At 71.4% G+C, this 21,477-nt stretch carries 20 protein-coding genes; 6 read left to right on the plus strand and 14 right to left on the minus strand.

Annotated elements, in window-relative coordinates; translation table 11 throughout:
* Nucleotides 1-31: 31 nt before the first annotated feature.
* The 6 genes from OG897_RS21190 to rpmB all read right to left on the minus strand — a co-directional run bounded on the left by OG897_RS21190 (nucleotide 32) and on the right by rpmB (nucleotide 8,141).
* A complete protein-coding gene (locus OG897_RS21190; protein ID WP_266658771.1) occupies nucleotides 32-1,138 on the minus strand; it encodes an ATP synthase F0 subunit B in 1,107 nt (368 codons plus the stop codon).
* A gap of 91 nt (nucleotides 1,139-1,229) precedes the next feature.
* Complete coding sequence (gene coaD / locus OG897_RS21195; RefSeq protein ID WP_266658772.1) at nucleotides 1,230-1,730, minus strand: pantetheine-phosphate adenylyltransferase; 501 nt, start codon at nucleotides 1,728-1,730, stop codon at nucleotides 1,230-1,232.
* Nucleotides 1,731-1,756: 26 nt separating this feature from the next.
* On the minus strand, nucleotides 1,757-2,341 hold the full coding sequence (rsmD, locus tag OG897_RS21200; RefSeq protein WP_266658773.1) for a 16S rRNA (guanine(966)-N(2))-methyltransferase RsmD: 585 nt from the start codon (nucleotides 2,339-2,341) through the stop codon (nucleotides 1,757-1,759).
* Nucleotides 2,342-2,417: 76 nt separating this feature from the next.
* Nucleotides 2,418-4,631, minus strand: coding sequence for an ATP-dependent DNA helicase RecG (recG, locus tag OG897_RS21205; protein ID WP_266658774.1), 2,214 nt, complete (start codon nucleotides 4,629-4,631; stop codon nucleotides 2,418-2,420).
* Nucleotides 4,632-4,732: 101 nt separating this feature from the next.
* Nucleotides 4,733-7,813 (minus strand): BTAD domain-containing putative transcriptional regulator, encoded by a 3,081-nt coding sequence (locus OG897_RS21210; RefSeq protein WP_266658775.1) that lies wholly within the window; start codon nucleotides 7,811-7,813, stop codon nucleotides 4,733-4,735.
* 142 nt (nucleotides 7,814-7,955) lie between these two features.
* A complete protein-coding gene (rpmB, locus tag OG897_RS21215) occupies nucleotides 7,956-8,141 on the minus strand; it encodes a 50S ribosomal protein L28 (protein WP_015036441.1) in 186 nt (61 codons plus the stop codon).
* Nucleotides 8,142-8,386: 245 nt separating this feature from the next.
* Between rpmB and OG897_RS21220 the strand changes: the two genes are divergently transcribed.
* Complete coding sequence (locus OG897_RS21220; protein WP_266660374.1) at nucleotides 8,387-10,039, plus strand: DAK2 domain-containing protein; 1,653 nt, start codon at nucleotides 8,387-8,389, stop codon at nucleotides 10,037-10,039.
* Between the two features lie 797 nt (nucleotides 10,040-10,836).
* A complete protein-coding gene (locus OG897_RS21225; protein ID WP_266658776.1) occupies nucleotides 10,837-12,057 on the plus strand; it encodes an FAD-dependent monooxygenase in 1,221 nt (406 codons plus the stop codon).
* Nucleotides 12,058-12,109: 52 nt separating this feature from the next.
* Here the strand turns inward: OG897_RS21225 and thiD are convergent, their stop codons facing one another.
* Nucleotides 12,110-12,955 carry a bifunctional hydroxymethylpyrimidine kinase/phosphomethylpyrimidine kinase gene (gene thiD, locus OG897_RS21230; protein ID WP_266658777.1) on the minus strand — a complete coding sequence of 282 codons (846 nt, stop codon included), beginning with the start codon at nucleotides 12,953-12,955 and terminating at the stop codon, nucleotides 12,110-12,112.
* 34 nt (nucleotides 12,956-12,989) lie between these two features.
* Complete coding sequence (locus OG897_RS21235) at nucleotides 12,990-13,955, minus strand: thiamine-phosphate kinase (protein WP_266658778.1); 966 nt, start codon at nucleotides 13,953-13,955, stop codon at nucleotides 12,990-12,992.
* A gap of 221 nt (nucleotides 13,956-14,176) precedes the next feature.
* Between OG897_RS21235 and OG897_RS21240 the strand changes: the two genes are divergently transcribed.
* A complete protein-coding gene (locus tag OG897_RS21240; protein WP_266658779.1) occupies nucleotides 14,177-14,410 on the plus strand; it encodes an Lrp/AsnC ligand binding domain-containing protein in 234 nt (77 codons plus the stop codon).
* A 269-nt stretch (nucleotides 14,411-14,679) separates the two neighbouring features.
* A complete protein-coding gene (locus tag OG897_RS21245; protein WP_266658780.1) occupies nucleotides 14,680-15,168 on the plus strand; it encodes a DUF3515 domain-containing protein in 489 nt (162 codons plus the stop codon).
* Nucleotides 15,169-15,211: 43 nt separating this feature from the next.
* Here the strand turns inward: OG897_RS21245 and OG897_RS21250 are convergent, their stop codons facing one another.
* From OG897_RS21250 to OG897_RS21260, 3 genes are read right to left on the minus strand one after another with little or no spacing between them, the layout of a single operon-like run.
* Nucleotides 15,212-16,369 carry a D-alanine--D-alanine ligase family protein gene (locus tag OG897_RS21250; protein WP_266658781.1) on the minus strand — a complete coding sequence of 386 codons (1,158 nt, stop codon included), beginning with the start codon at nucleotides 16,367-16,369 and terminating at the stop codon, nucleotides 15,212-15,214.
* A gap of 58 nt (nucleotides 16,370-16,427) precedes the next feature.
* The gene (locus OG897_RS21255; protein WP_266658782.1) at nucleotides 16,428-17,426 is read right to left on the minus strand and encodes an NAD(P)H-dependent glycerol-3-phosphate dehydrogenase; all 999 of its coding nucleotides are present in this window, start codon (nucleotides 17,424-17,426) and stop codon (nucleotides 16,428-16,430) included.
* On the minus strand, nucleotides 17,423-18,211 hold the full coding sequence (locus tag OG897_RS21260; RefSeq protein WP_266658783.1) for a 1-acyl-sn-glycerol-3-phosphate acyltransferase: 789 nt from the start codon (nucleotides 18,209-18,211) through the stop codon (nucleotides 17,423-17,425). The genes OG897_RS21255 and OG897_RS21260 overlap by 4 nt, the downstream gene beginning before the upstream one ends.
* 227 nt (nucleotides 18,212-18,438) lie before the next feature.
* Between OG897_RS21260 and cofC the strand changes: the two genes are divergently transcribed.
* Nucleotides 18,439-19,137: a 2-phospho-L-lactate guanylyltransferase gene (cofC, locus tag OG897_RS21265; protein WP_266660376.1), complete on the plus strand. Its 699-nt coding sequence runs from the start codon at nucleotides 18,439-18,441 to the stop codon at nucleotides 19,135-19,137.
* A gap of 10 nt (nucleotides 19,138-19,147) precedes the next feature.
* Nucleotides 19,148-19,411 (plus strand): hypothetical protein, encoded by a 264-nt coding sequence (locus OG897_RS21270; protein WP_266658784.1) that lies wholly within the window; start codon nucleotides 19,148-19,150, stop codon nucleotides 19,409-19,411.
* Between the two features lie 147 nt (nucleotides 19,412-19,558).
* On the opposite strand, the gene OG897_RS21275 is transcribed toward OG897_RS21270, so the two are convergent.
* From OG897_RS21275 to leuD, 3 genes are all read right to left on the minus strand, one after another.
* Entirely contained in the window at nucleotides 19,559-20,239 is a 681-nt protein-coding gene (locus tag OG897_RS21275) for an HU family DNA-binding protein (protein WP_266658785.1), read from the minus strand.
* 154 nt (nucleotides 20,240-20,393) lie between these two features.
* Entirely contained in the window at nucleotides 20,394-20,621 is a 228-nt protein-coding gene (locus OG897_RS21280) for a hypothetical protein (RefSeq protein ID WP_266658786.1), read from the minus strand.
* Between the two features lie 257 nt (nucleotides 20,622-20,878).
* The gene (gene leuD, locus OG897_RS21285; RefSeq protein WP_266658787.1) at nucleotides 20,879-21,472 is read right to left on the minus strand and encodes a 3-isopropylmalate dehydratase small subunit; all 594 of its coding nucleotides are present in this window, start codon (nucleotides 21,470-21,472) and stop codon (nucleotides 20,879-20,881) included.
* Nucleotides 21,473-21,477: the final 5 nt, after the last annotated feature.

Consider the following 21,477-nt stretch of genomic DNA (forward strand, 5'->3'; position numbering starts at 1 on the left):
AATCCGGTCCCCTGGCGACCTCGACCAGCCCCTAGCGGCCCTGCTCGTACTCGCGCAGCTGGTCGAGATTGATCATGCTCGTGTCGAACATGCTGGTCTCGTCGAGGGAGCCCTGCTGCTGGTGCGACTGCTGGGGCTGCTGTTGGGGCTGCTGCTGCGCGGGCCGGCCGTACTGGTCGTAACCCTGCTGCTCGCCGTGGACCGCGCCGTGCTGGGCGTAGGAGGCCGCGTACGGGTCCTGCTGGTAGCCGTACGGATCCGGCTGCTGCCCGTACGAGGCCGCGTAGGGGTCCTGCTGCGGGGGCTGGGGCTGCTGGCCGTACTGCGCCGCGTACGGGTCGTACGGCTGCTGGGCGGGGACCTGGGGCTGGAGCCGAGGGGGCTCCGGGGTGCGCAGCGGGGCGGCGGGCTGGGGCTCGGCCAGGTCGGCGAGGAAGTCCGCGTCGGAGCCGCGCAGCTGCGAGTGGTCCAGGCCGTCCTGCTCGGCCATGTGCAGGCCGAGGTCGTCGGACGCGACCCGGCCGTGCAGCTTCTGGCGGCCCTTGCCGACCGCTTCGAGGGTCTTGGCGAGGACGGCCTCGAAGGCGCCGAGCTTGGTGTCGACGTACTCGTCGGCGCGGCCGAGGAGGGTGGCGGGGTCCGGGCTGTAGTCGGGGGCGTCCTCGTCGGAGTAACCCTGCTCGTCGAGGCCGGGGCCCCGGCCGAGCAGCTTCTCGCGGCCCCGGCCCACCGAACCGATGGTCTTGGTGAGGACGACCTCGAAGTTGGCGAGCTTGGAGTCGACGTACTCGTCGGCCTCCGCGCGGATCTCGTCGGCCTCCTGGCGGGCCTCGGCGAGGATGCGGTCGGCCTCGGCCTGGGAGCGGCGGGCGACCTCGGTGTCGGAGATCAGGTCGCCGCGCTGGGCCTGGGCGGACTCGATGATCCGCGTCGCCTCCTGGCGGGCCTGCTCGACCATCTGCTCGCGGCCGCCGATCAGCTCCTGGGCATGGGCGAGGGAGTTCGGCAGGGCCTGCCGCACCTCTTCGAGCATGTCCAGCAGGTCGGCGCGGTTGACCACGCACGAGGCCGACATGGGCATGGACCGGGCGCTGCCGATCGCCTCGACGATCTCGTCCAGCTTGTTCTGCACGTCCACCGTGTGCTCGCCACTCTCTCGGCCTGGTTTGGAGACGGACGGGACGACTGTAAGGCCAGTCGGCTCCCGTCCGACACCGGGTGACGGACTGTCAGTTCTCCTGTGCTTCGGCGCGGTTCTCCGCGAGGCGCTTCATCAGCGCCGCGTGGACGTGTTCCGGCAGCAGGTGGGCGACGTCGCCGCCCCAGGCGGCGACCTCCTTGACCAGACTGGAGGAGAGGAAGCTGTAGGTGGGGTTGGTCGGCATGAACAGGGTGTCGACGCCCGCGAGCCCGTTGTTCATCTGTGCCATCTGGAGTTCGTAGTCGAAGTCGCTGACGGCCCGCAGCCCCTTGACGATCGCGGGGATGTCGCGGTCCTTGCAGAAGTCGACGAGCAGCCCGTGGTGGGACTCGATCACGAGGTTGCCGTAGTCGGCGGTGGCCTCTCTGATCAGTTCGATCCGCTCCTCTACCGAGAAGAGACCTTTCTTCGACTGGTTGATCATCACCGCGACGTGCACGACGTCGTACAGCCTGGAGGCTCGGCCGATGATGTCAAGATGTCCGTTGGTGATGGGGTCGAACGACCCGGGACAGACTGCCCGGCGCATCTGAGGTCCCTCGCTCTCCGGTCCGGTCATCGTGCGTCTTCGCACGACGAGGCGGCGTGACCGTACCAAAGGGTCCCTTCGCCATAACGGCGGGCCCGCAACGGCTCAAATCCCTTGGGCCACTTGAATTCTCCGCCCCTGGTGCTGCGTTCCACGGTGACGATCGCGTCCTCCGTGAGCCATTCCTGGGTTCGCAGTGTGAGGAGAATCTCCCGAAGATCGTCGTCGGTGACCGCGTACGGCGGGTCCAGGAAGACGACGTCGTACGGATCGGCGGGCGCGGCCCCCGTCACGACCTGCTCGGCCTTGCCCGCCCGGACCTCGGCGCCGGGCAGTCCCAGGGTGCGCACGTTGTCCCGAATGGTCCGCACGGCCTTCTGGTCCGCCTCGACGAGCAGGGCGTGCACCCCGCCGCGGGACAGTGCTTCGAGGCCGACGGCCCCGGACCCCGCGTACAGGTCCGCGATCCTGACCCCTTCCAGCGTTCCGCGCAGCGCCTCCCACGTCGAGAACAGGCCCTCGCGCGCGCGGTCGGAGGTGGGGCGGGTGCCGTTGCCCGGCGGTACGGCCAGGCGGCGTCCGCCGGCGGTGCCTGCGATCACGCGGGTCATGGGTTCCTCTGGGTCGGCCTGCTGGTGGTGTCCGCAGGGTGGTGTCTGCTGTCCCACGATAGGACGTAGGGGCCGGTCACCCCTTGTCCAGGTACTCCTCCCGGTCCTTGTCGAGGAGCGCGTCCAGCGCCGTCCGCAGCTCCGGGAGCCGCTCCAGTTCGGGATCGTCGGCGACGATCGTGACGGCCTCCTCGCGGGCGGCCGCGATGACCTCCTCGTCCTCGATGACGGCGAGGACCCGCAGCGAGGACCGCACACCGGACTGGGCCTGCCCGAGCACATCGCCCTCACGCCGTTGTTCGAGGTCGATGCGGGACAGCTCGAACCCGTCGAGGGTGGCGGCGACGGCGGCGAGCCGGGCCCTGGCAGGACTGGCCTCGGGCATCTCGCTGACCAGCAGACACAGCCCGGGGGCCGATCCTCGGCCGACCCGGCCGCGCAGCTGGTGCAGTTGGGAGACGCCGAAGCGGTCGGCGTCCATGATCACCATCGCGGTGGCGTTCGGCACGTTCACCCCGACCTCGATGACGGTGGTCGCGACCAGCACGTCCACGTCCCCGGCGGCGAAGCGGCGCATCACGTCGTCCTTGTCGTCGGGCTGCATCCGCCCGTGCAGCACCTCGACGCGCAGACCGTGGAGCGCGCCGGTGCGGAGCTGTTCGGCGATCTCCAGCACGGCGAGCGGCGGCCGCTTCTCGGGGTCCTCGGCCTCCTCGGCCGCCTTCTTGGACTTCTTCTTCGGCTCGTCCTCGCCGTCCCCGATGCGCGGGCAGACGACGTACGCCTGGTGCCCGTTCTCCACTTCCTCCCGCACCCGTTCCCAGGCCCGGGTCAGGAAGTGCGGCTTGTCCTTGGCCGGTACGACATGGGTGGCGATGGGCGAGCGTCCGGCGGGGAGCTGGTCCAGTACGGACGTCTCCAGGTCGCCGAAGACGGTCATCGCGACCGTGCGCGGAATGGGCGTGGCCGTCATGACGAGGAGGTGCGGGGGCTGCTTGCCCTTGGAGCGGAGCGCGTCGCGCTGCTCGACGCCGAAGCGGTGCTGCTCGTCGACCACGACCAGCCCCAGGTCGTGGAACTGCACCTTGTCCTCGATCAGCGCGTGCGTGCCGATGACGAGGCCCGCCTCGCCTGTCACCAGGTCGAGGAGCGCCTGCCTGCGGGCGGGCATCCCCATCGACCCGGTGAGCAGCACCACCTTCGTCCCGAGCGAGGACCCGCCGAGCATGCCCCCCTCGGCCAGCTCGCCCATCATCTCGACGATGGAGCGGTGGTGCTGCTGGGCGAGCACCTCGGTGGGCGCGAGCATGGCCGCCTGCCCGCCCGCGTCGACGACGGTGAGCATGGCGCGCAGGGCCACCATCGTTTTCCCGGAACCGACTTCTCCCTGGAGGAGGCGGTGCATCGGGTGCTCGGTGGCGAGGTCGTCGAAGATCTCCCGGGAGACCTTCTGCTGGCCGTCGGTGAGGGTGAAGGGGAGCTTGGCGTCGAAGGCGTCGAGGAGGCCGTCGGGGGTGGGTCTGCGGGCGACGGCCGGGAGCTGGGTCTCGGCGAACCGGCGGCGGGCCAGGGCGACTTGGAGGACGAACGCCTCGTCCCACTTGAGGCGGTCGCGGGCGTCGGCGATCTCCGCCTTGGTGCGCGGGCGGTGGATCTTGCGGAAGGCGTCCGGGAGGGGGATCAGGCCCCGGCCCTCGCGGAGAGCGGAGGGCAGGGGGTCGACGAGCTCGGACCAGGTGGTGGCTTCCATGGAGGCCAGGACCAGGTCGACGGTCTTGGCGATCTTCCAGCTCTCCATCTGGGCGCAGGCCGGATAGAGCGGGATCAGCTGGTTCGCCCACGCCTCGACGGCGTCCTCGCCCGCGTCCTTGCCGAGCATCTCGTACGCGGGGTGGGACAGCTGGCGGATGTTGCGGAACATGCCGACCTTGCCGGAGAACATTCCCTTGCGGCCGGGCAGGAGTTCCTTCTGGTGGTGGTAGATCGTCTTGCCGAAGAAGACCAGCTGGAGGCGTCCGCTGCCGTCGGTGAGGGTGACTTCGAGGCGCTGGCCCTTGCCGTTGTTGAAGCGCAGGACGCGGGCGTCCGCGACCTGGGCGACGACGGTGGCGTGCTCGTCGAGCGGGAGGTCGGCGAGCTGGGTGAGCTCGCCGCGCTCGGCGTACCGCCGCGGGTAGTGGTGCAGCAGGTCGCCGACCGTGTGCAGGTCGAGGTGCTCGGCCATCACCTTCGCGGTGGTGCCGCCGAGTGTCTTCTTGAGTGGTTCGTCGAGCGAGGGCACGAGATCCATTGGACACCATGGGTCTGACAGCGGGGGCCAGGGCCGTCCGGCCTGTGGACAACTTCCTGGGGACGGCTTCCTGGGGACGGCTTCCGATTCCCGTGCTCCCGTCAGGCACGGGCCCGGCCGCGTTCGTACGCCGCCCGGTAGACCTCCGGCGTCAGCCGCGACCGCGCGTCCCGCCTCGTCCGTACGACGTCGAGGTCGCCCAGCAGCGCCGTCCCGCGCAGCCCCTCCGCCTCCCCCAGCAGTTCCGCCGCCCGCTCCGGAGGGCACGCCTGCGCCCGGGTCTCGGCGAGTTCGGCGAGGATCAGGCGGCCGGGCTGGTCCTCGGCCAGGACCGCGGCCTGGGCGAACCACTCCTCGGCCTGGGCCGGGTCCCCCTCGGCCAGGGCCGTGCGGCCGAGGCCCAGGAACACGCGCAGGGTCTCCCCCGTACCGAACCAGCTGGCGGTGCCGCCTTCGATCGCCGCCTCGTAGTGCTGGCGTGCGCGTGCCGTGTCTCCCGCGAGGCGGGCCGCGTCGCCGAGTCCGCGCAGCGCCCCGGCGGCCTTGTCGGGGACGCCGATGCCACGGGCCAGTTCGGCGGAGCGGGTGAAGAGGCCGACCGCCTCGGCCGCCCTGCCCGCGTGCAGCAGGACGTGGCCGCGCCGCATCAGCATGTCGGCGGTCTCCTCGGGGGAACGCAGCTCGGTGACGAGGACGAGCGCCCCGTCCAGGAGGGCGAGCGCCCGCTCGTGGTCGCCGCGCCAGTACGCGAACACGGCCAGCGGATCGAGGGCGTTGGCGATGCCCCAACGGTCCCCGGTCGCCCGGAAGTCGGTCAGTGCGGCCGCGAACTCCTCCTCGGACGGCCCCGGGCGTCCCGCGAACAGGTGCTGGTAGGCGCGGCCCATCCGCAGCAGCGCCGCCGCCCACGGGCTGCTGTCGCCGTACGCCTTCTCCGCCTCCCGCGTCGCCCCCGTGCTCATGCGCGGGCCGGACGCCAGGGACCACAGGGTCAGGACGTGCGGTCGGCGCAGGCTCCCGATCAGGCTCTCGATCAGCCGGTCGGCGCGGGCGGTCAGCCCCTCGTCGGCCGGGCTGCCGTCCGGGCAGGACCGGTAGTCGACCGCCGCCAGCAGGCACAGGGCGTACTCCTCGGCGAGACCCTCGGGAGGGTGCTCGCCCACGGTCAACAGCACCTCGCGTGCCGCCTGCGCCAGCTCCCCGGAGCGTCCGCGCAGCGGTGCGTACCAGGACAGGCACGCGAGCAGCTTCAGGGAGGAGGCGGTGTCGCTTCGGCGCACGGCCGCCAGGAGGTCGGTGTGCTCGGCTTCGAGGCGGTCGAGCCACAGCAGCTGTGCCGCCCCGCGCAGGTGGGGTTCGGCCTGCTCCGCGAGGTCCAGGAAGTACGCGGTGTGGGCCGCCCGGTAGCGCTCCTCCTCCGCGCCCGGTCGCCCCAGCTGCTCCGCGCAGAAGGCCCTGATCGTCTCCAGCATCCGGTAGCGCCCCTCGGAGGCCGCCACGAAGGACTTCTCCACCAGGGAGGCCAGGACGTCCTCCGCTTCGGCGACCCCGCACACGCGCTGCACGGCGTCCGCGGTGGCCCCTCCGGCGAAGACGGTGAACCTGCGCGCCAGCTCCCGTTCCGGCTCGTCGAGGAGTTCCCAGCTCCACTCCACCACCGCGCGCAGGGTGCGGTGCCGGGGCTCCTTGGTGCGGTCGCCGCGCGACAGGAGCCGGAAGCGGTCGTCGCCCGGGCCCGGTGCGCCGAGCCGGTCGCCGAGCCGGTCGGCGAGGTCTTCCACGGAGAGGGTGCGCAGGCGTGCCGCCGCGAGTTCGAGGGCGAGCGGCAGCCCGTCCAGTGCGGCGCACAGGCGCTCGGCCCGCGCGTGCCCCGCGCTGCCGGGGCGCAGGTCGAGTCCTGGCCGTACGGCCGCCGCACGCTCCTCGAAGAGGCGTACCGCCTCGGGCGCCTCCAGCGGCTCCACTGTGACCAGCGTCTCCCCGGTGATCCCGAGGGCCTCCCTGCTGGTGGCCAGCACCCGCAGGTCCGGGCAGGCTCCCAGCAGCCGTACGGCCAGTCCTGCCGCGCCGTCGACCAGGTGCTCGCAGTTGTCCAGGACGAGCAGCATCTCCCGTCCGGCGAACGCGGCCAGCGCCGCCAGCAGCCGTTCCAGGGCGTCTCCCGCGCCTGCCCGGTCCGGGAAGCCGTTCTCCCGCACGCCGAGGGCCGCCAGCACGGCGTACGGCAGGCCCGCCGCGTCCGGCACCGGTGCCAGCTCCACGTAACAGACCTCGCCGGGCCAGCGCCCCGCACCCTCCTGTGCCAGCCGCGTCTTGCCCGCCCCGCCGGGCCCGGTGAGGGTCACCAGGCGTGCCGTACGGAGCAGCCCGCCGAGCCGTGCCAGGTCCTCGTCGCGCCCGACGAAGCTGGTGAGCCGGGCGGGCAGGGGGCGCGGCACGGCGGCGCTCGGTGGGTTGAGGAGTTCCAGGTGCAGGGCGGCCAGCTCGGGCGAGGGGTCCGCGCCGAGCTGCTCGGCGAGGGTGCGGCGGGCGTCCTCGTGGACGGCGAGCGCCTCCGCGGGCCGCCCCGCCGCCCGCAGTGCCCGCATCAAGAGCCCGTACGGGCGCTCCCTGAGCGGGTGTACGGCGATCAGCTCGCGCAGCTCCGGCACCAGCGCGGTGCCGCCCCCGAGCCCCAGCTCGGCCGCCGCGAGGTCCTCCCTGGCGTCCTGCCGCGCCTCACTGAGCCGGTGGGCCTCCGCCTCGGCGACGGGGGTGGGCGCGAGGTCCGCGAGGGCGTTCCCCCGCCACAGGGCGAGACCCTCGCGCAGCAGTGCCGCCGCGCGTGCGTACTCCCCTGCGGCCAGCGCTGTGCGTCCGGCGCGCAGTGCGTCCTCGAAGAGGTGCACGTCGAGGGATGCCGGATCCGCGTCCAGTCGGTATCCGAAGGGAACTGACTCGATGCGTACGTCGAGTGCCCCGACGCGCCTGCGCAGCCGGGACACCTGCGACTGGAGCGCGTTCGCGGCCCCGACGGGCGGCTCGTCGCCGTACAGGCCCTCGATCAGCCGCTCGGCGGAGACCGCACGGCCCGTGTTCAGGAGCAGCAGTGCGAGGAGGGTGCGCGGGCGTTCCCCGCCGGGGTCGAGGGCCTCTCCGCCGTCGGTACGTATCTCCGTGGGGCCCAGCAGTCCGAAGTGCACCCGGCGATTGTGCCCGGGACACCGGGGAGGAGGGTCGGTAGGAGGGCAAGAAAAAGTCGGTAGGAGGGCAAGAAAAAACCGGCCCACCCGAGGGTGGACCGGTTTTTCAAGCAACCAGCGAGGTGGCCGCGCTATCGAGACGTCAGCGCGAGACCTTGCCGGCCTTGATGCACGAGGTGCAGACGTTAAGCCGCTTCGGCGTCCGCCCGACCACTGCACGCACGCGCTGAATGTTGGGGTTCCAACGACGCGGGGTACGGCGGTGCGAGTGCGAAATGTTGTTGCCGAAGCCCGGCCCCTTGCCGCAGACGTCGCAGTTGGCAGCCACGGTCACTCCAAAGACTTCAGATGCACTTACAGTGAATTCCGGCATGCCGAAAGATCCGAGGATCCTGTGGCGTAGCCGGGGGAATGTCCCGATTTTCATCGGGCAACCGGAGCAGCATACAACGGCTGCTCTCGTACAACGAAACTACCATGGCTCCCGGGCACCTCGCCCCGGCCCCTTCTGCCGCCGCCTCTCCTCCGGGGGCTAATCTGCGACAGTTCCCGCTGCTCAAGGAGGAGGCCCAGGTGCCGCAGTCCCCCGACGACCTCGACGCCGTCGCGGTACGCACCTGGTGCTCGCTGGCCCTCGCGGCCCTGGGGGCGGAGCGCGAGGAGATCGACGCGATCAACGTCTATCCGGTCGCCGACGGGGACACCGGGACGAATCTGTATCTGACGATGGAGTCCGCCGCCCAGGCCGTGGAAGCCGTCTTCGCCGCCCACGAGACGGTGACGGGTCCTGCGGCCTCGGTTCCGCTGCTGTCCGATGCCGTACGGGCCATGGCGCACGGAGCGCTGATAGGCGCACGGGGCAACTCCGGGACGATCCTCTCCCAGCTGTTGCGAGGCATGTCGGAAGAGCTGGCCGCCGTGGAGCGGGCCGACGGGGCAGCGCTGTGCAGGGCCCTGGAGCGGGCCGCGGCCTCGGCGTACGAGGCGGTGGCGCATCCGGTCGAGGGCACGGTGCTGACGGTCGCCACGGCGGCCGCGCGGGCGGCGGCCGCCCTGGACGGTGCGTCCGTGTCCGTGTCCGGTGTCGCCCGGGCCGCGTACGAAGGGGCCAGGAGCGCCCTGCCGCAGACCACCGGGCAGCTCGCGGTCCTCGGCCGGGCCGGAGTCGTCGACGCGGGCGGCCGGGGGCTCGTGGCCGTGCTCGGGGTACTGGTCGAGGCCGTCACGGGTGAGGCGGTGGCCGTACGGGCGAAAGCGGCGGTCCATCCGCTGGAGGCGGCGGACGACTGTGCCGCCGACCACGCCGACGAGGGCGGGCCGGCCTTCGAGGTGATCTACCTGCTGGAGGCGGACGACGCGGCCGTGGACCGGCTGCGGCACCGGCTGGACGGGCTGGGGGACTCGCTGGTGGTGGTGGGCGGGGACGGGCTGTGGAACGTACACGTGCATGTGGACGACGCGGGGGCTGCCGTCGAGGCGGGGATCGAGGCCGGGCGGCCGTACCGGATCCGCATCACGCACTTCGGTGCGGACCGGGTGGCTCCGCCGCGTGAGCGGGCGCAGCGGGCCGTCGTGGTGGTGGTTCCGGGCGAGGGGCTCATGGAGCTGTGTGCGCAGGCGGGGGCGACGACCGTGCTGGCGCGGCCCGGGGAGCCACCGGCCAGTGGGGAGCTGGTCGACGCGATCCGGCGGGCGCACGCGCGGGAGGTGGTGCTGCTGCCGAACGACGCGGACCTGCGGCACACGGCTGCGGCGGCGGCCCAGCAGGTACGGACGGAGGGCGTACGGGTTTCGCTGATCCCGACGCGGGCGGCGGTGCAGGGCATCGCGGCCCTCGCGGTGCACGAGCCGGACCGGCGCTTCGACGAGGACGTCGTCGCGATGACGTCGGCGGCGGGGGCCACGCGGTACGCCGAACTGGCCGTCGCGGAACGGCAGTCGTGGACGACGGCCGGTGTGTGCCAGGCGGGGGACGTGCTCGGGCTGATCGACGGGGACGTGGCGGTGATCGGGACCGATGTCGCGGCTACGGCGCGGACCGTGCTGGATCGGATGCTGTCGGCGGGGGGTGAGCTGGTGACGCTCGTACTCGGGGAGGGGGAGGGGGTGCCTTCGGGGCTTGGTGAGTCCTTGGAGGCTCATGTGCGGGAGAGGCACTTGGCGGTGGACACGGTGGTCTACCGGGGCGGCCATCAGCCCTCCCCCCTGCTGATCGGCATCGAGTAGCCCCTCCGCCTCTTCGGACTCCCCGCTCCCAACCCCCACGGCCAGCGATCCCTGCCCCTTCCACTTCCACCTCACCCCCTGGGACTCCCCCCTCCACTCCCCTCACCCCTTGGACTCCCCCCTCCGCTTCCCTCACCGCCTAGACTCCCCCTCCGCTTCCCCATCCCCCCTGGGCTCCGCCCTGCCTCGCCCCCTTGTGCTCCGCCTCCGCCCACCTCCCTTGCCCTCCGCCTCCGCCCGCCTCCCTTGGGCTCCGCCTCCGCCCAGCCCCCTCCGGCTCCGCCCAGCCCCTCCGGCTCCGCTTCCGCCTAGCCCCCTTGGGCTCCGCTCTCCGCTCCCCCAGCCCCCTTGGGCGGCGGGGCCGCCCCCCGGGGGCGGAACGGGCGGGCAAGGGGGCGGCCCTCTCCGCTCCGGGCCCACCCCGGAGCACCCCCGCCGTTACCCCGCCCCATGGGTGCGCCGCACCCCGGTGCGCCTGCGGCGGGCCGCCCCAGACCCTTCCCCAAGCTCTCAACTTCGTTCGAGCAGGGGAGACCCCATCCTTCACCTAAACTCGCGAGGCTTAGGGGTCGTACGTGCGGGCGCGTCGTGGCTGGCCGCGCAGTTCCCCGCGCCCCTAAAGGGGCGCACCCTCCCAGACCCAGCGCAGCCGGGGAGCGCCCCGCGCGGCGGAGCCGCACAACGACACAGCCCCGCGCCCCTCAAGGGGCACGTCCGCGCGGCCGAGCCGCACAGTGACACACCCCCCGTCAGCCCACGGTCAGCGGGCGGTAAGGCGCCCCCGCCACGCTCCCCCCATGACCCAGCAGACGCAGTCCCTCGCCCACCTCCACCTCCTCATCTCCGGCGCCAGCATCGCCGGCCCCGCCCTCGCCCTCCAGCTCGCCCGCCGCGGCGCCCGCGTCACCGTCGTCGAGAAGGCGCCCGCGCCCCGCCCCGGCGGGTTCGCCGTCGACTTCCGGGGGCACGTGCACCGCAAGGTCCTTCAGGACATGGGGATTTGGGACGAGGTGCACGCCCGCCAGACCCGCATGGGCGTGCAGACCCTCGTCGACGCCGACGGGACGCCCCGCCTCGATCTCCCCTCCAGCCTCATGAGCGGGGACGTCGAGATCACCCGCGGCGACCTCGCCGCGATCATGTACGAGCGCACCAGGGAGCTGGACAACGTCACGTACGTCTTCGGGGACTCGGTCAAGACCCTCCACGAGACCCCGACCGGCGTCGACGTCACCTTCGAGAACGCCCCGCCCCACACCTTCGACCTGGTCGTCGGCGCCGACGGCCTGCACTCCCGCACCCGCGCCCTCGCCTTCGGCGACGAGTCCCGCTACCTGACGTACCTCGGCTACTACGTCGCCGTGTTCGACGTGCCCAACCACCTGGAGCTGCACCGCACCGCCCGCCTCCACAGCGACCCCGGCCGCATGCTGAGCATCGGGAACGGGAACGGCGTGCCCGGCCACGCCGGTGCCTGCCTCGTCTTCTCCTCCGCCGAGCGGCTCGACTTCGACCGGCGCGACCTCGCCCAGCAGCAGAAGATCCTCACCGAACGGTTCCGGGGGATGGGGTGGGAGGCGCCCAAGGTGCTGGAGGCACTGGCGGGGCTCGCTTCCGCCGAGGAGCTGTACTTCGACGCCATCGCGCAGATCCACGTCGACCGGCTGTCCGTCGGGCGCGTGGTGCTCATCGGTGACGCGGGATACGGGGCGACCATGGGGGGCATGGGGACGGGGGCGGCCGTCGTCGCCGCGTACGTCCTGGCCGGTGAGCTGGCCGAGGCGGGCGGCGACCACCGCACCGCCTTCGCCGCGTACGAGGCCGGGTTCCGGGACTTCGCCAAGGGCTGCCAGAAGGTCGCGGGCAACGCGGGCCCGTTCCTCGCACCGCCCACCGCACGCAAGATCCGTCAGCGGGACCTCATGTACCGGATGCTCTCCGCGCGCCCCCTCGCCCGCTTCTTCAAGAAGCTGACCGAGAAGGCGGCGACGGACATCGTGCTGCGCGACTATCCCTGATGGTCCTGGTGCTCTTGGTGCCCCCGGTGGCCCCGGTGCTCCCGAGCGGTCATCAGCGGCCGGACCGCGTCGTCCCCTCCGCCGGGTTCCGCAGTCGCCAGCCGTGGTCGACGGGGCCGATGCCCGCGCCCAGCGCGAAGCCCGCCGCGATGGCCTCCGTGACGTACTCCTTCGCGGCCGAGACCGCCTGCGGCACGTCGAGGCCCTTCGCGAGGCCCGAGGCGATGGCGGAGGCGAGCGTGCAACCGGTGCCGTGCGTATGGCGGTTGTCGTAGCGGGGGGCGCGGAGCCAGTGTTCGTCGGTGCCGTCGGTGAGCAAGTCGACGGCGTCGCCCGGGAGATGGCCGCCCTTGATCAGCACCCAACGCGGACCGCAGGCCAGGAGTGCGTCCGCCGCCTCGCGCATGCCCGACTCCGACTCCACGCGTACGCCCGTGAGTTGGGCCACCTCGTCGAGGTTGGGGGTGGCGACCGTGGCGGTCGGCAGCAGGTGCTTGCGTACGGACTGCACGGCCGAGGCGGCGAGGAGGGAGTCGCCGTGCTTGGAGACGCCCACCGGGTCGACGACGACCGGCGCGTCCGTGGCGGCGAGGAGGGCCGCCACCTCCTCCACCAGTTCGGCGGACGACAGCATGCCGGTCTTCACGGCCTGGACGCCGATGTCGTCGACGACGCTGCGGTACTGGGCGCGGACGGCCTCCACCGGAAGATCCCAAACCCCTTGTACGCCAAGGGAGTTCTGGGCGGTGACGGCGGTCAGCACGCTCATCCCGTGCACACCCAGCGCCAGCATCGTCTTCAGGTCCGCCTGAATGCCCGCACCGCCGCCGGAGTCGGAACCGGCGACGGTGAGCACGCAGGGGAGCACGCCGTGACGTGCGGCAGGAGTTATTCGCATACCTGCGAATGTAGCGCGGCCGCGCGGGGGACCCTCAGCCCTCGATGTCGCCGAAGTGGTCCCAGCCGCCCTTGTTCGTCCAGGGCGCCCCGTCGACCGTCACCTGCGGCAGCGCGGACGGGTTGAGAACCTCGCCGATGACCTTCCAGCGGGCCGGGAGCTTCACGTCCGGCGGGAAGGTCGCCACGATCGCGTGGTCCTCTCCCCCGGTCAGCACCCACTGGAGCGGGTCGACGCCCACCGCCTGACCGATGTCCGACATCTGGGTGGGGATGTCGATGAGACCGGAACGCAGGTCGATGCGGACCTTGCTCGCCTCGGCGATGTGCCCGAGGTCGGCGACCAGGCCGTCGCTGACGTCGGTCATCGCGGTCGCACCGAGCCCGGCCGCCGCGGGGCCCGCGTGGTACGGGGGTTCGGGGCGGCGGTGCGCCTCGACGAAGGCGCGCGGCGAGCGGAAGCCGCGCGAGAGGACGGCGTGGCCCGCGGCCGACCAGCCGAGCCAGCCGGTCACGGCGACGACGTCGCCCGGCCGGGCGCCCGAGCGCACCACGGGTTCGTGGTTGCGCAGGTCGCCGAGAGCGGTGATGGCGACCGTGATGGTGTCTCCGCGTACGACGTCCCCGCCGACCACGGCCGCGCCCGCGACCTGGCACTCGTCGCGCAGCCCGTCCATCAGCTCGGTCGGCCAGGTGGCCGGGAGTTCGGCGGGGACGACGAGGCCCAGCAGGAGTGCGGTCGGTACGGCGCCCATGGCCGCGATGTCCGCCAGGTTCTGGGCGGCGGCCTTGCGGCCCACGTCGTACGCCGTCGACCAGTCGCGCCGGAAGTGCCGTCCCTCCAGGAGGATGTCGGTGCTCGCGACGACCCTGCGGTCCGGTGCCGCGACGACAGCCGCGTCGTCGCCGGGCCCGAGCCGTACGGCCGGGGTGGAGGTGAGGCGGGAGGTCAGCTCTCTGATGAGGCCGAACTCTCCCAGCTCGCCCACGGTGCCCTTCATGAATGTGCCCCTTCTGCCCCAGTGCGCTTGCGGTCGCGAGCCAGCACTGCTCTAGGTACCGTCAACACGTACGTCAACTTCTGTTCGCCGCACGCCACGACGCGCTTCTCGCGTACGGGCGTGACCGGCCGCGCAAGTCTCCCCACCACCCGCGACGACACGGTACGGTGGCGTCTCTTTCCCCCACCCCACATGATCCTCGTGGCCGCCTTGGAGGTTCCGTGGTACAGGCGTACATCCTCATCCAGACCGAAGTCGGCAAGGCTTCGACGGTCGCCGACACGATCGGCAAGATAACGGGAGTCATCCAGGCCGAGGACGTGACAGGACCCTACGACGTGATCGTGCGGGCCCAGTCGGAAACGGTCGACGAGCTCGGCCGCATGGTGGTCGCCAAGATCCAGCAGGTGGACGGCATCACCCGCACTCTGACCTGCCCGGTCGTCCACCTGTAGGGGCTGTCCGGCGGTTCCGGCCGCAGTCGCGTGCCCTGGCACGCACTCCCCCAAGGTCTTAAGGACCAGGGGGACCCCCTGCGGCGTTGTCGTCACTCGCCATGTCTCCCTCCTCCGCCTTGCAGCTGCACGCTTCCCCCAAGCTCTCGGCTTCGCTCGACCGGGGGGAAGACCCCATCGGCCCCGCTCAGCCGCACCGAGAAAGGTGAGGTCACCGTCATGCGACCCGACCCGCCGGACAGCTCCTGCCCCCGTCTACGCTTGGTCGGGTGACTTCCTCGACCCACCGGCTCCGCCGCACCTCGGCCGCCGCAGCGATACTGCTGTCGGCGGCCGTTGCCTGTTCTCCCGCCGACGGTTCCGCGTCCGTGGCGGTTCCTTCGCCGGACGCCGAGGTCGCGGGGTACTGCAAGGCACTCCACAAGGAGCTCCCGGAGAAGGTCATCGAGGACGTGCCCCGACGGGACGCGTCGCCCGAATCCCCGTACACGGCGGCCTGGGGCGACCCCGCGATCGTACTGCGCTGCGGGATCGAGCGGCCCGCCGAGGCCATCGACCCGGACAACAACGCCGTCGAGGTCAACGGCGTCGGCTGGGTCGTCGACGACCGGGGCGACGACGGGATCCGCTTCATCTCCCGCTACCGGGAGGCGTACGTGGAACTCCTGGTGCCCGCCTCGTACCAGGCGGACGCGGGCATCCTCGTGGAGTTCGCGAAGCCCGTCGAGAAGTCGATCCCCAAGACCATCGACGACTGAGCCGGTCCGCCCGGGGGCGGACCGGCTCACGTCTCGGGAGGGTTCAGCGCAGGCCCGTCGGGCGGCGCAGCGCCGCCTGGATCAGCAGGTCGACCAGCTCCGGGTAGGAGACGCCGGTCTCCTGCCACATGCGCGGGTACATCGAGATCGGCGTGAAGCCCGGCATCGTGTTGATCTCGTTGATCACGAACTCGCCGTTGTCCTGGAGGAAGAAGTCCGCCCGGACCAGGCCCTCGCAGGACGCCGCGTCGAACGCCGCGACCGCGAGGCGCTGGAGTTCGGCGGTCTGCGCCTCGGTCAGCGGCGCGGGGACGATTCCGGCCGCCGAGTCGATGTACTTCGCCTCGAAGTCGTAGAAGTCGTGCGCGGAGACCGGCGGGATCTCGGCGGGCACGCTCGCGCGCGGGCCGTCCTCGAACTCCAGCACTCCGCACTCGATCTCGCGCCCGGTGAGCAGCGACTCGACGAGCACCTTGGGGTCGTGGCGCCGGGCCTCCTCGATCGCCTCGTCGAGCCCGGAGAGGTCGCCCACCTTGGTGATGCCCATCGAGGAGCCGCCGCGCGCGGGCTTCACGAAGAGCGGCCAGCCGTGCTCTGCGGCGAAGTCGACGATGCGCGCACGGGCGGCGGAGGGGTCGGCCGCCCACTCACGCGGGCGGATCACCTCGTAGGGGCCGACCGGCAGCCCGAAGGAGAGGAAGACCCGCTTCATGTACTCCTTGTCCTGGCCGACGGCCGAGGAGAGCACGCCCGAGCCGACGTACGGGACGCCGGAGAGTTCGAGGAGGCCCTGCAGGGTGCCGTCCTCGCCGTACGGGCCGTGGAGCACGGGGAAGACGACGTCGACCTCGCCGAGCGCCTTGGGCACCGAGCCCGGCTCGCTGTAGACGACCTCGCGGTTGGCCGGGTCCACGGAGAGGACGACCGTGCTGTCGGAGGAGTCCGTGAGCTGCTCGACGTTGGGGACCTTGCGCTCGGTGATCGCCATCCGGTCGGGTTCGTCGGCGGCCAGCACCCAACGCCCTTCCAGGGTGATGCCGATCGGCAGCACGTCGTACTTCTCGCGGTCGATGGCCCGCATGACGGCACCGGCCGTGACGACCGAGATTCCGTGTTCGGAGCTGCGACCGCCGAAGACGACGGCCACACGCGGCTTGCGGGGCTCCTGGTCAGGGCTCTGGGGGAGGTTCTCGCTGCTCATATCGGCTTGAGGGTACCCGAGGAGCCCTTGCGCATCCGTAGCGGACGCCGCGTGGAACTCAGCGTTCCGGCTTGGCGCTGCGCGACATCAGCTCCTTCACCGCGACCAGCGGCGGCTTGCCCTCGTGGACGATGCTCACCACCGTCTCGGTGATCGGCATCTCGACGCCGTGCCGCGTCGCCAGATCCAGTACGGACTCGCAGGACTTGACGCCCTCGGCGGTCTGCTTGGTGGCGGCGACGGCCTCCTGGAGCGTCATGCCACGCCCCAGGTTGGTGCCGAAGGTGTTGTTGCGCGACAGCGGCGAGGAGCAGGTGGCGACGAGGTCGCCCATGCCCGCGAGCCCGGCGAAGGTGTGCGCGTCGGCGCCCATCGCGAGGCCGAGCCGGGTCGTCTCGGCGAGCCCGCGCGTGATCAGGGACGCCTTGGTGTTGTCGCCCATGCCCATGCCGTTGGTGATGCCGACGGCCAGCGCGATGACGTTCTTGACCGCGCCGCCCAGTTCCACGCCGACCACGTCGGTGGTGGTGTACGGGCGGAAGTACGGGGTGTGGCAGGCGGCCTGGAACCGTACGGCGGCGTCCTCGTCGCGGCAGGCGACCACGGCTGCGGCGGGGTGCCTGGCGGCGATCTCCTTGGAGAGGTTGGGGCCGCTGAGTACGGCGACCCGCTCCTCGGGCACCTTCGCGACCTCGGCGATGACCTCGCTCATCCGCTTGGCGGTGCCGAGTTCGACGCCCTTCATCAGCGAGACGAGGACGGAGTCGGCGGGCAGCAGGTCCTTCCAGCCGCTCAGGTTCTCCCGGAGCGTCTGGGAGGGGATGCACAGCACCGCGAAGTCCGCGCCCGCAGCCGCCTCGGCGGCGTCCGCGGTGGCGGTGATGCCGTCCGGGAGCTGCACTCCTGGCAGGTAGTCGGGGTTCGTGCGCGTGGCGTTGATGACGTCCGCGCGGGAGGCGTTGCGGCCCCACAGGGACACCTCGCAGCCCGCGTCGGCGAGCACCATGGCGAAGGCGGTCCCCCAGGAGCCGTTGCCGAAGACGGCGACCCGTGTCACTTGTCGTTCTCCCCCGACTGCTTCGTCTGCGACTGCTGCTTCTTCTTCTCCGCGGCCTTGCGGCGCAGCTCGGCCCGTGCCTTGCGGTGGTCGTACACCTCGGCGGGCACCGGCTCCTGCCGCACTTCCGCGAGGAGTTCGGTGATGGCGGCCATGATGACCTCGGTCGCCTCGCGGAGCACGTCCGGCGTGGGTTCCTTGTCGTAGAACCGCTCCAGGTCCACCGGTGGTCCGGCCTGCACCTGGAGGGTCTTGCGCGGGAAGAAGTGCGTCTTCCTGCCCTTCGCGTACGGCGGCATGGCGAGGTTCGCACCCCACTGGGCGACCGGGATGACGGGCACCCTGGTCTCCAGCGCGACCCGGGCGGCCCCGGTCTTGCCCGCCATCGGCCACATGTCGGGGTCGCGGGTGAGGGTGCCCTCCGGGTAGAAGGCGACGCACTCGCCGCGCTCGATGGCGTCGATGGCGGCCCGGAAGGCGTTCATCGCGTCGGTGGTCTCGCGGTAGACCGGGATCTGGCCGGTGCCGCGCAGCATCATGCCGACGAACGGGGTCTTGAAGAGGCCCGCCTTGGCCAGGAAGCGCGGCACCCGGCCGGTGTTGTACTGCCAGTGCGCGTAGGAGAGCGGGTCCACGTAGGAGTTGTGGTTAACGGCGGTGATGAAGCCGCCGTCCGCCGGAATGTGCTCCATTCCGCGCCAGTCCCGCTTGAAGAGCACAAGCAGCGGGGGTTTGGCGATGACCGCGGCCAGGCGGTACCAGAAGCCGATTCTGCGGCGGGACACTCGGGACACCTTCCTCTAGGACCCTGGCCACTGCACCCCGTGTGCACTTGTGCGCCTGGTTCAGGCGGACAAGTGTCGCCCCGGGTCCCTCGTCTGTCGAGAACACCGTACGCCCCGGCCCGGGGAAGGGGCCTCCTGGCCGGGACGGACCTCGGGCGACAATGGGCCCGTCCGCCTCCCGAACCCCTCGCGCCGCCCGGCAGGGCGCCGGACGAAAGGCCCGTCCCCTGAACGCGTCCCGGACCCCCCGCTGGTCCCTGGTGGTCCCGCTGAAGCCCTTGGCGCGGGCGAAGAGCAGGCTCGTGCCCGCCGCCGGGGACGCGCTGCGACCCGGCCTCGCCCTGGCGTTCGCGCAGGACACGGTCGCCGCCGTGCTCGCCTGTCCCTCGGTCCGCGATGTGGTGGTCGTCACGGACGACCCCACCGCGTCCGCCGCGCTCACGGAGTTGGGCGCGCGGACCGTCCCCGACACTCCGGCCGCCGGTCTCAACGCCGCACTGTCGCACGGGGTGCGTACGGTGCGGTCCCGCAGGCCCGCCGCCTTCGTCGCCGCCCTCAACGCGGATCTGCCCGCACTGCGCCCCGCCGAATTGCAGCGGGTGCTGGACCGTGCGGCGGAATTTCCGCGCGCATTTCTGACCGATGCCGCCGGAATCGGAACTACATTCCTTTCCGCTGCGCCAGAAGTGGAATTCCTGCCCTCGTTCGGGGGACCTTCCCGTATCCGGCACATGATTTCGGGCGCCGAGGAACTGCTGCTCGAATTGGTGGATTCCGTACGGCAGGACGTGGATACCGGCGAGGACCTGCGCACCGCGTTCGCCCTGGGCGTGGGCCCGCACACGGCGGCCCTCTCCCCCGCCTTCGCCGAGGCTTCCGCCCTGCTCTCACCGGACAGGCCCTGGCTTTCGCCCGACAGGGCCTAGGCTTTCGGGCATGCAGGCGACCGCGTACACGTACGACCCCGAGACCCGCAGCGGCAGTGTGCTGCTCGACGACGGCACCCCGGTGCCCTTCGACGCGGCGGCCTTCGACGCGGGCGGGCTGCGGCTGCTGCGCGCGGGTCAGCGCGTACGCATCGAGACGGCGGACGGGACCCCGGGCGGGGCGCCGGTCCGGGCGACCGGCGAGAAGACCGGTGGGGGCGCCGACTGCGGCACGGGCCTCCGGATCACCCTCGTGACCCTCCAGACCTTCTGAGCGGGGCCCCTGGGGCCCTTGAGGCCCCCGTGACGCGCGAGAGTCAGCCCCTTCTCCTTCGCCACCCCTGAACCCCTGAGAAAACACCGCGGGCCGGGCTCCCCGGAGGGAGCCCGGCCCGGCGTGTGAGTACCGCGTCGCCCAGAACTACTTCTTCTTGGCGGTGGTCTTCTTCGCGGTGGTCTTGCGCGCCGTGGTCTTCTTGGCGGGCGCCTTCTTGGCGGTGGCCTTCTTCGCCGGAGCGGTCTTCTTGGCCACGGCCTTCTTGGCGGTGGTGGCGGCCTTCTTGGCCGGAGCGGCCTTCTTGGCCGTGGCGGTCGCCTTCTTGACGGCCGGGGTGGCCTTCTTGGCGGTCGTCTTCTTCGCCGTCGCCGTGGTCTTCTTGGCGGCCGTCGCGGTCGTCTTCTTCGCGGCGGTGGCCTTCTTCGTCGCGGTCGCCTTCTTGGCGGTGGCCTTCTTGGCCGCGGCCTTGGCGGTCGTACGGGTGGAAGAACCGCCCGACAGGCTGCCCTTGGGCGCCTTCTTCACGGCCACGTCGTTCTTCGGGAGCTTCTTCGAGCCCGCGACGAGGTCCTTGAAGCCCTGACCGGCGCGGAAGCGCGGCACGGACGTCTTCTTGACCCGAACGCGCTCACCCGTCTGCGGGTTGCGGGCGTAGCGGGCCGGACGGTCCACCTTCTCGAACGAGCCGAAACCGGTGACCGAGACGCGGTCGCCGGCGACGACGGCGCGGACGATCGCGTCCAGGACGGCGTCCACGGCGTCAGCGGCCTGCTGACGGCCGCCGACCTTGTCGGCAATCGCTTCTACGAGCTGGGCCTTGTTCACGTCTTCCCCTTCGGAGACATTGCCGGAACGAAATGTCCAGGCTTATTCGCACGTTAGGCAGATATATACCGCAAATCAAACACGAAACGGGCTAATCACCCTAGTGCCGCAACGTTGTAGGTCTTACGGGAGTCCTAACGGGAGTTCCGAAGCCCTAGTTGCCTTCAGGGAATCGGCCTTCGTCGAGGTCCATCAGGAACCTGCTCAGACGCCTGTCGGCCGTCGCGAGATCGTGTTTCGCCGCAGCCGATATGACCAGCAGCTGCCGGGACAGCGCCATCCGTACGCCCTCCGGGACTTGCAGTGCACGCAACCGTGTGTGTGCTTCTTTCAGTTGGTCCGCGACTGCCTCGTACAGCTTGAGTTGGCTGTCTCGTTCCATGCACCGATTGTGCCATCTGGGGCGAGTTGTCGCCTCCGCCGGGGGCAACTAACGGAATTCCAGGCTCCATCAGCCCCACAAGTCACTTCTGACCCACTGCCCAACTCCCGTACTCACAAGTGCAGTTGAGACCCGGAACACAGTTCGGCGCCCCCTGCCACGAATGGCGGGGGGCGCCGAAAGTGAGGCGTGGATCTCAGGCCGAACGGGCTACCCGGGACCCGGAAACGGGGTCCGCTGCGACGTCCGGCGGGGGATCAGGCGCGGATCGTACTCGGCTTGTGGGCCGGGCGGCTGGATTCGTACGTCGCGATCGCGTCCTCGTTCTGGAGCGTGATGGAGATGTCGTCGAGGCCGTTGAGGAGGCGCCAGCGGGCGTTCTCGTCCAACTCGAAGTCGGCCGTGATGCCCTGGGCCCGGACCTGCCTGTCCTGGAGATCAACGGTGATTTCGGCGGTCGGGTCGGCCTCCACGAGCGCCCACAGACGGTCCACGGTCTCCTGCGGCAGAACCACCGTGAGCAGGCCGTTCTTGAGCGAATTGCCCCGGAAGATGTCCGCGAAGCGGGAGGAGACAACTGTCTTGAAACCGTAGTTCTGAAGGGCCCAGACGGCGTGCTCGCGCGACGAACCGGTGCCGAAGTCGGGTCCGGCGACCAGGACGGAGGCCCCCTCGCGCTCGGGCTTGTTGAGCACGAACTGAGGGTCCTTGCGCCACGCCTCGAAGAGCCCGTCCTCGAAGCCGTCCCGGGTCACCTTCTTCAGCCAGTGCGCGGGGATGATCTGGTCGGTGTCCACGTTGGAGCGGCGCAGGGGCACGGCCCGGCCGGTGTGCGCGGTGAAAGCTTCCATGGTTC

The sequence above is a fragment of the Streptomyces sp. NBC_00237 genome, from assembly GCF_026342435.1.
GTDB lineage: Bacteria > Actinomycetota > Actinomycetes > Streptomycetales > Streptomycetaceae > Streptomyces.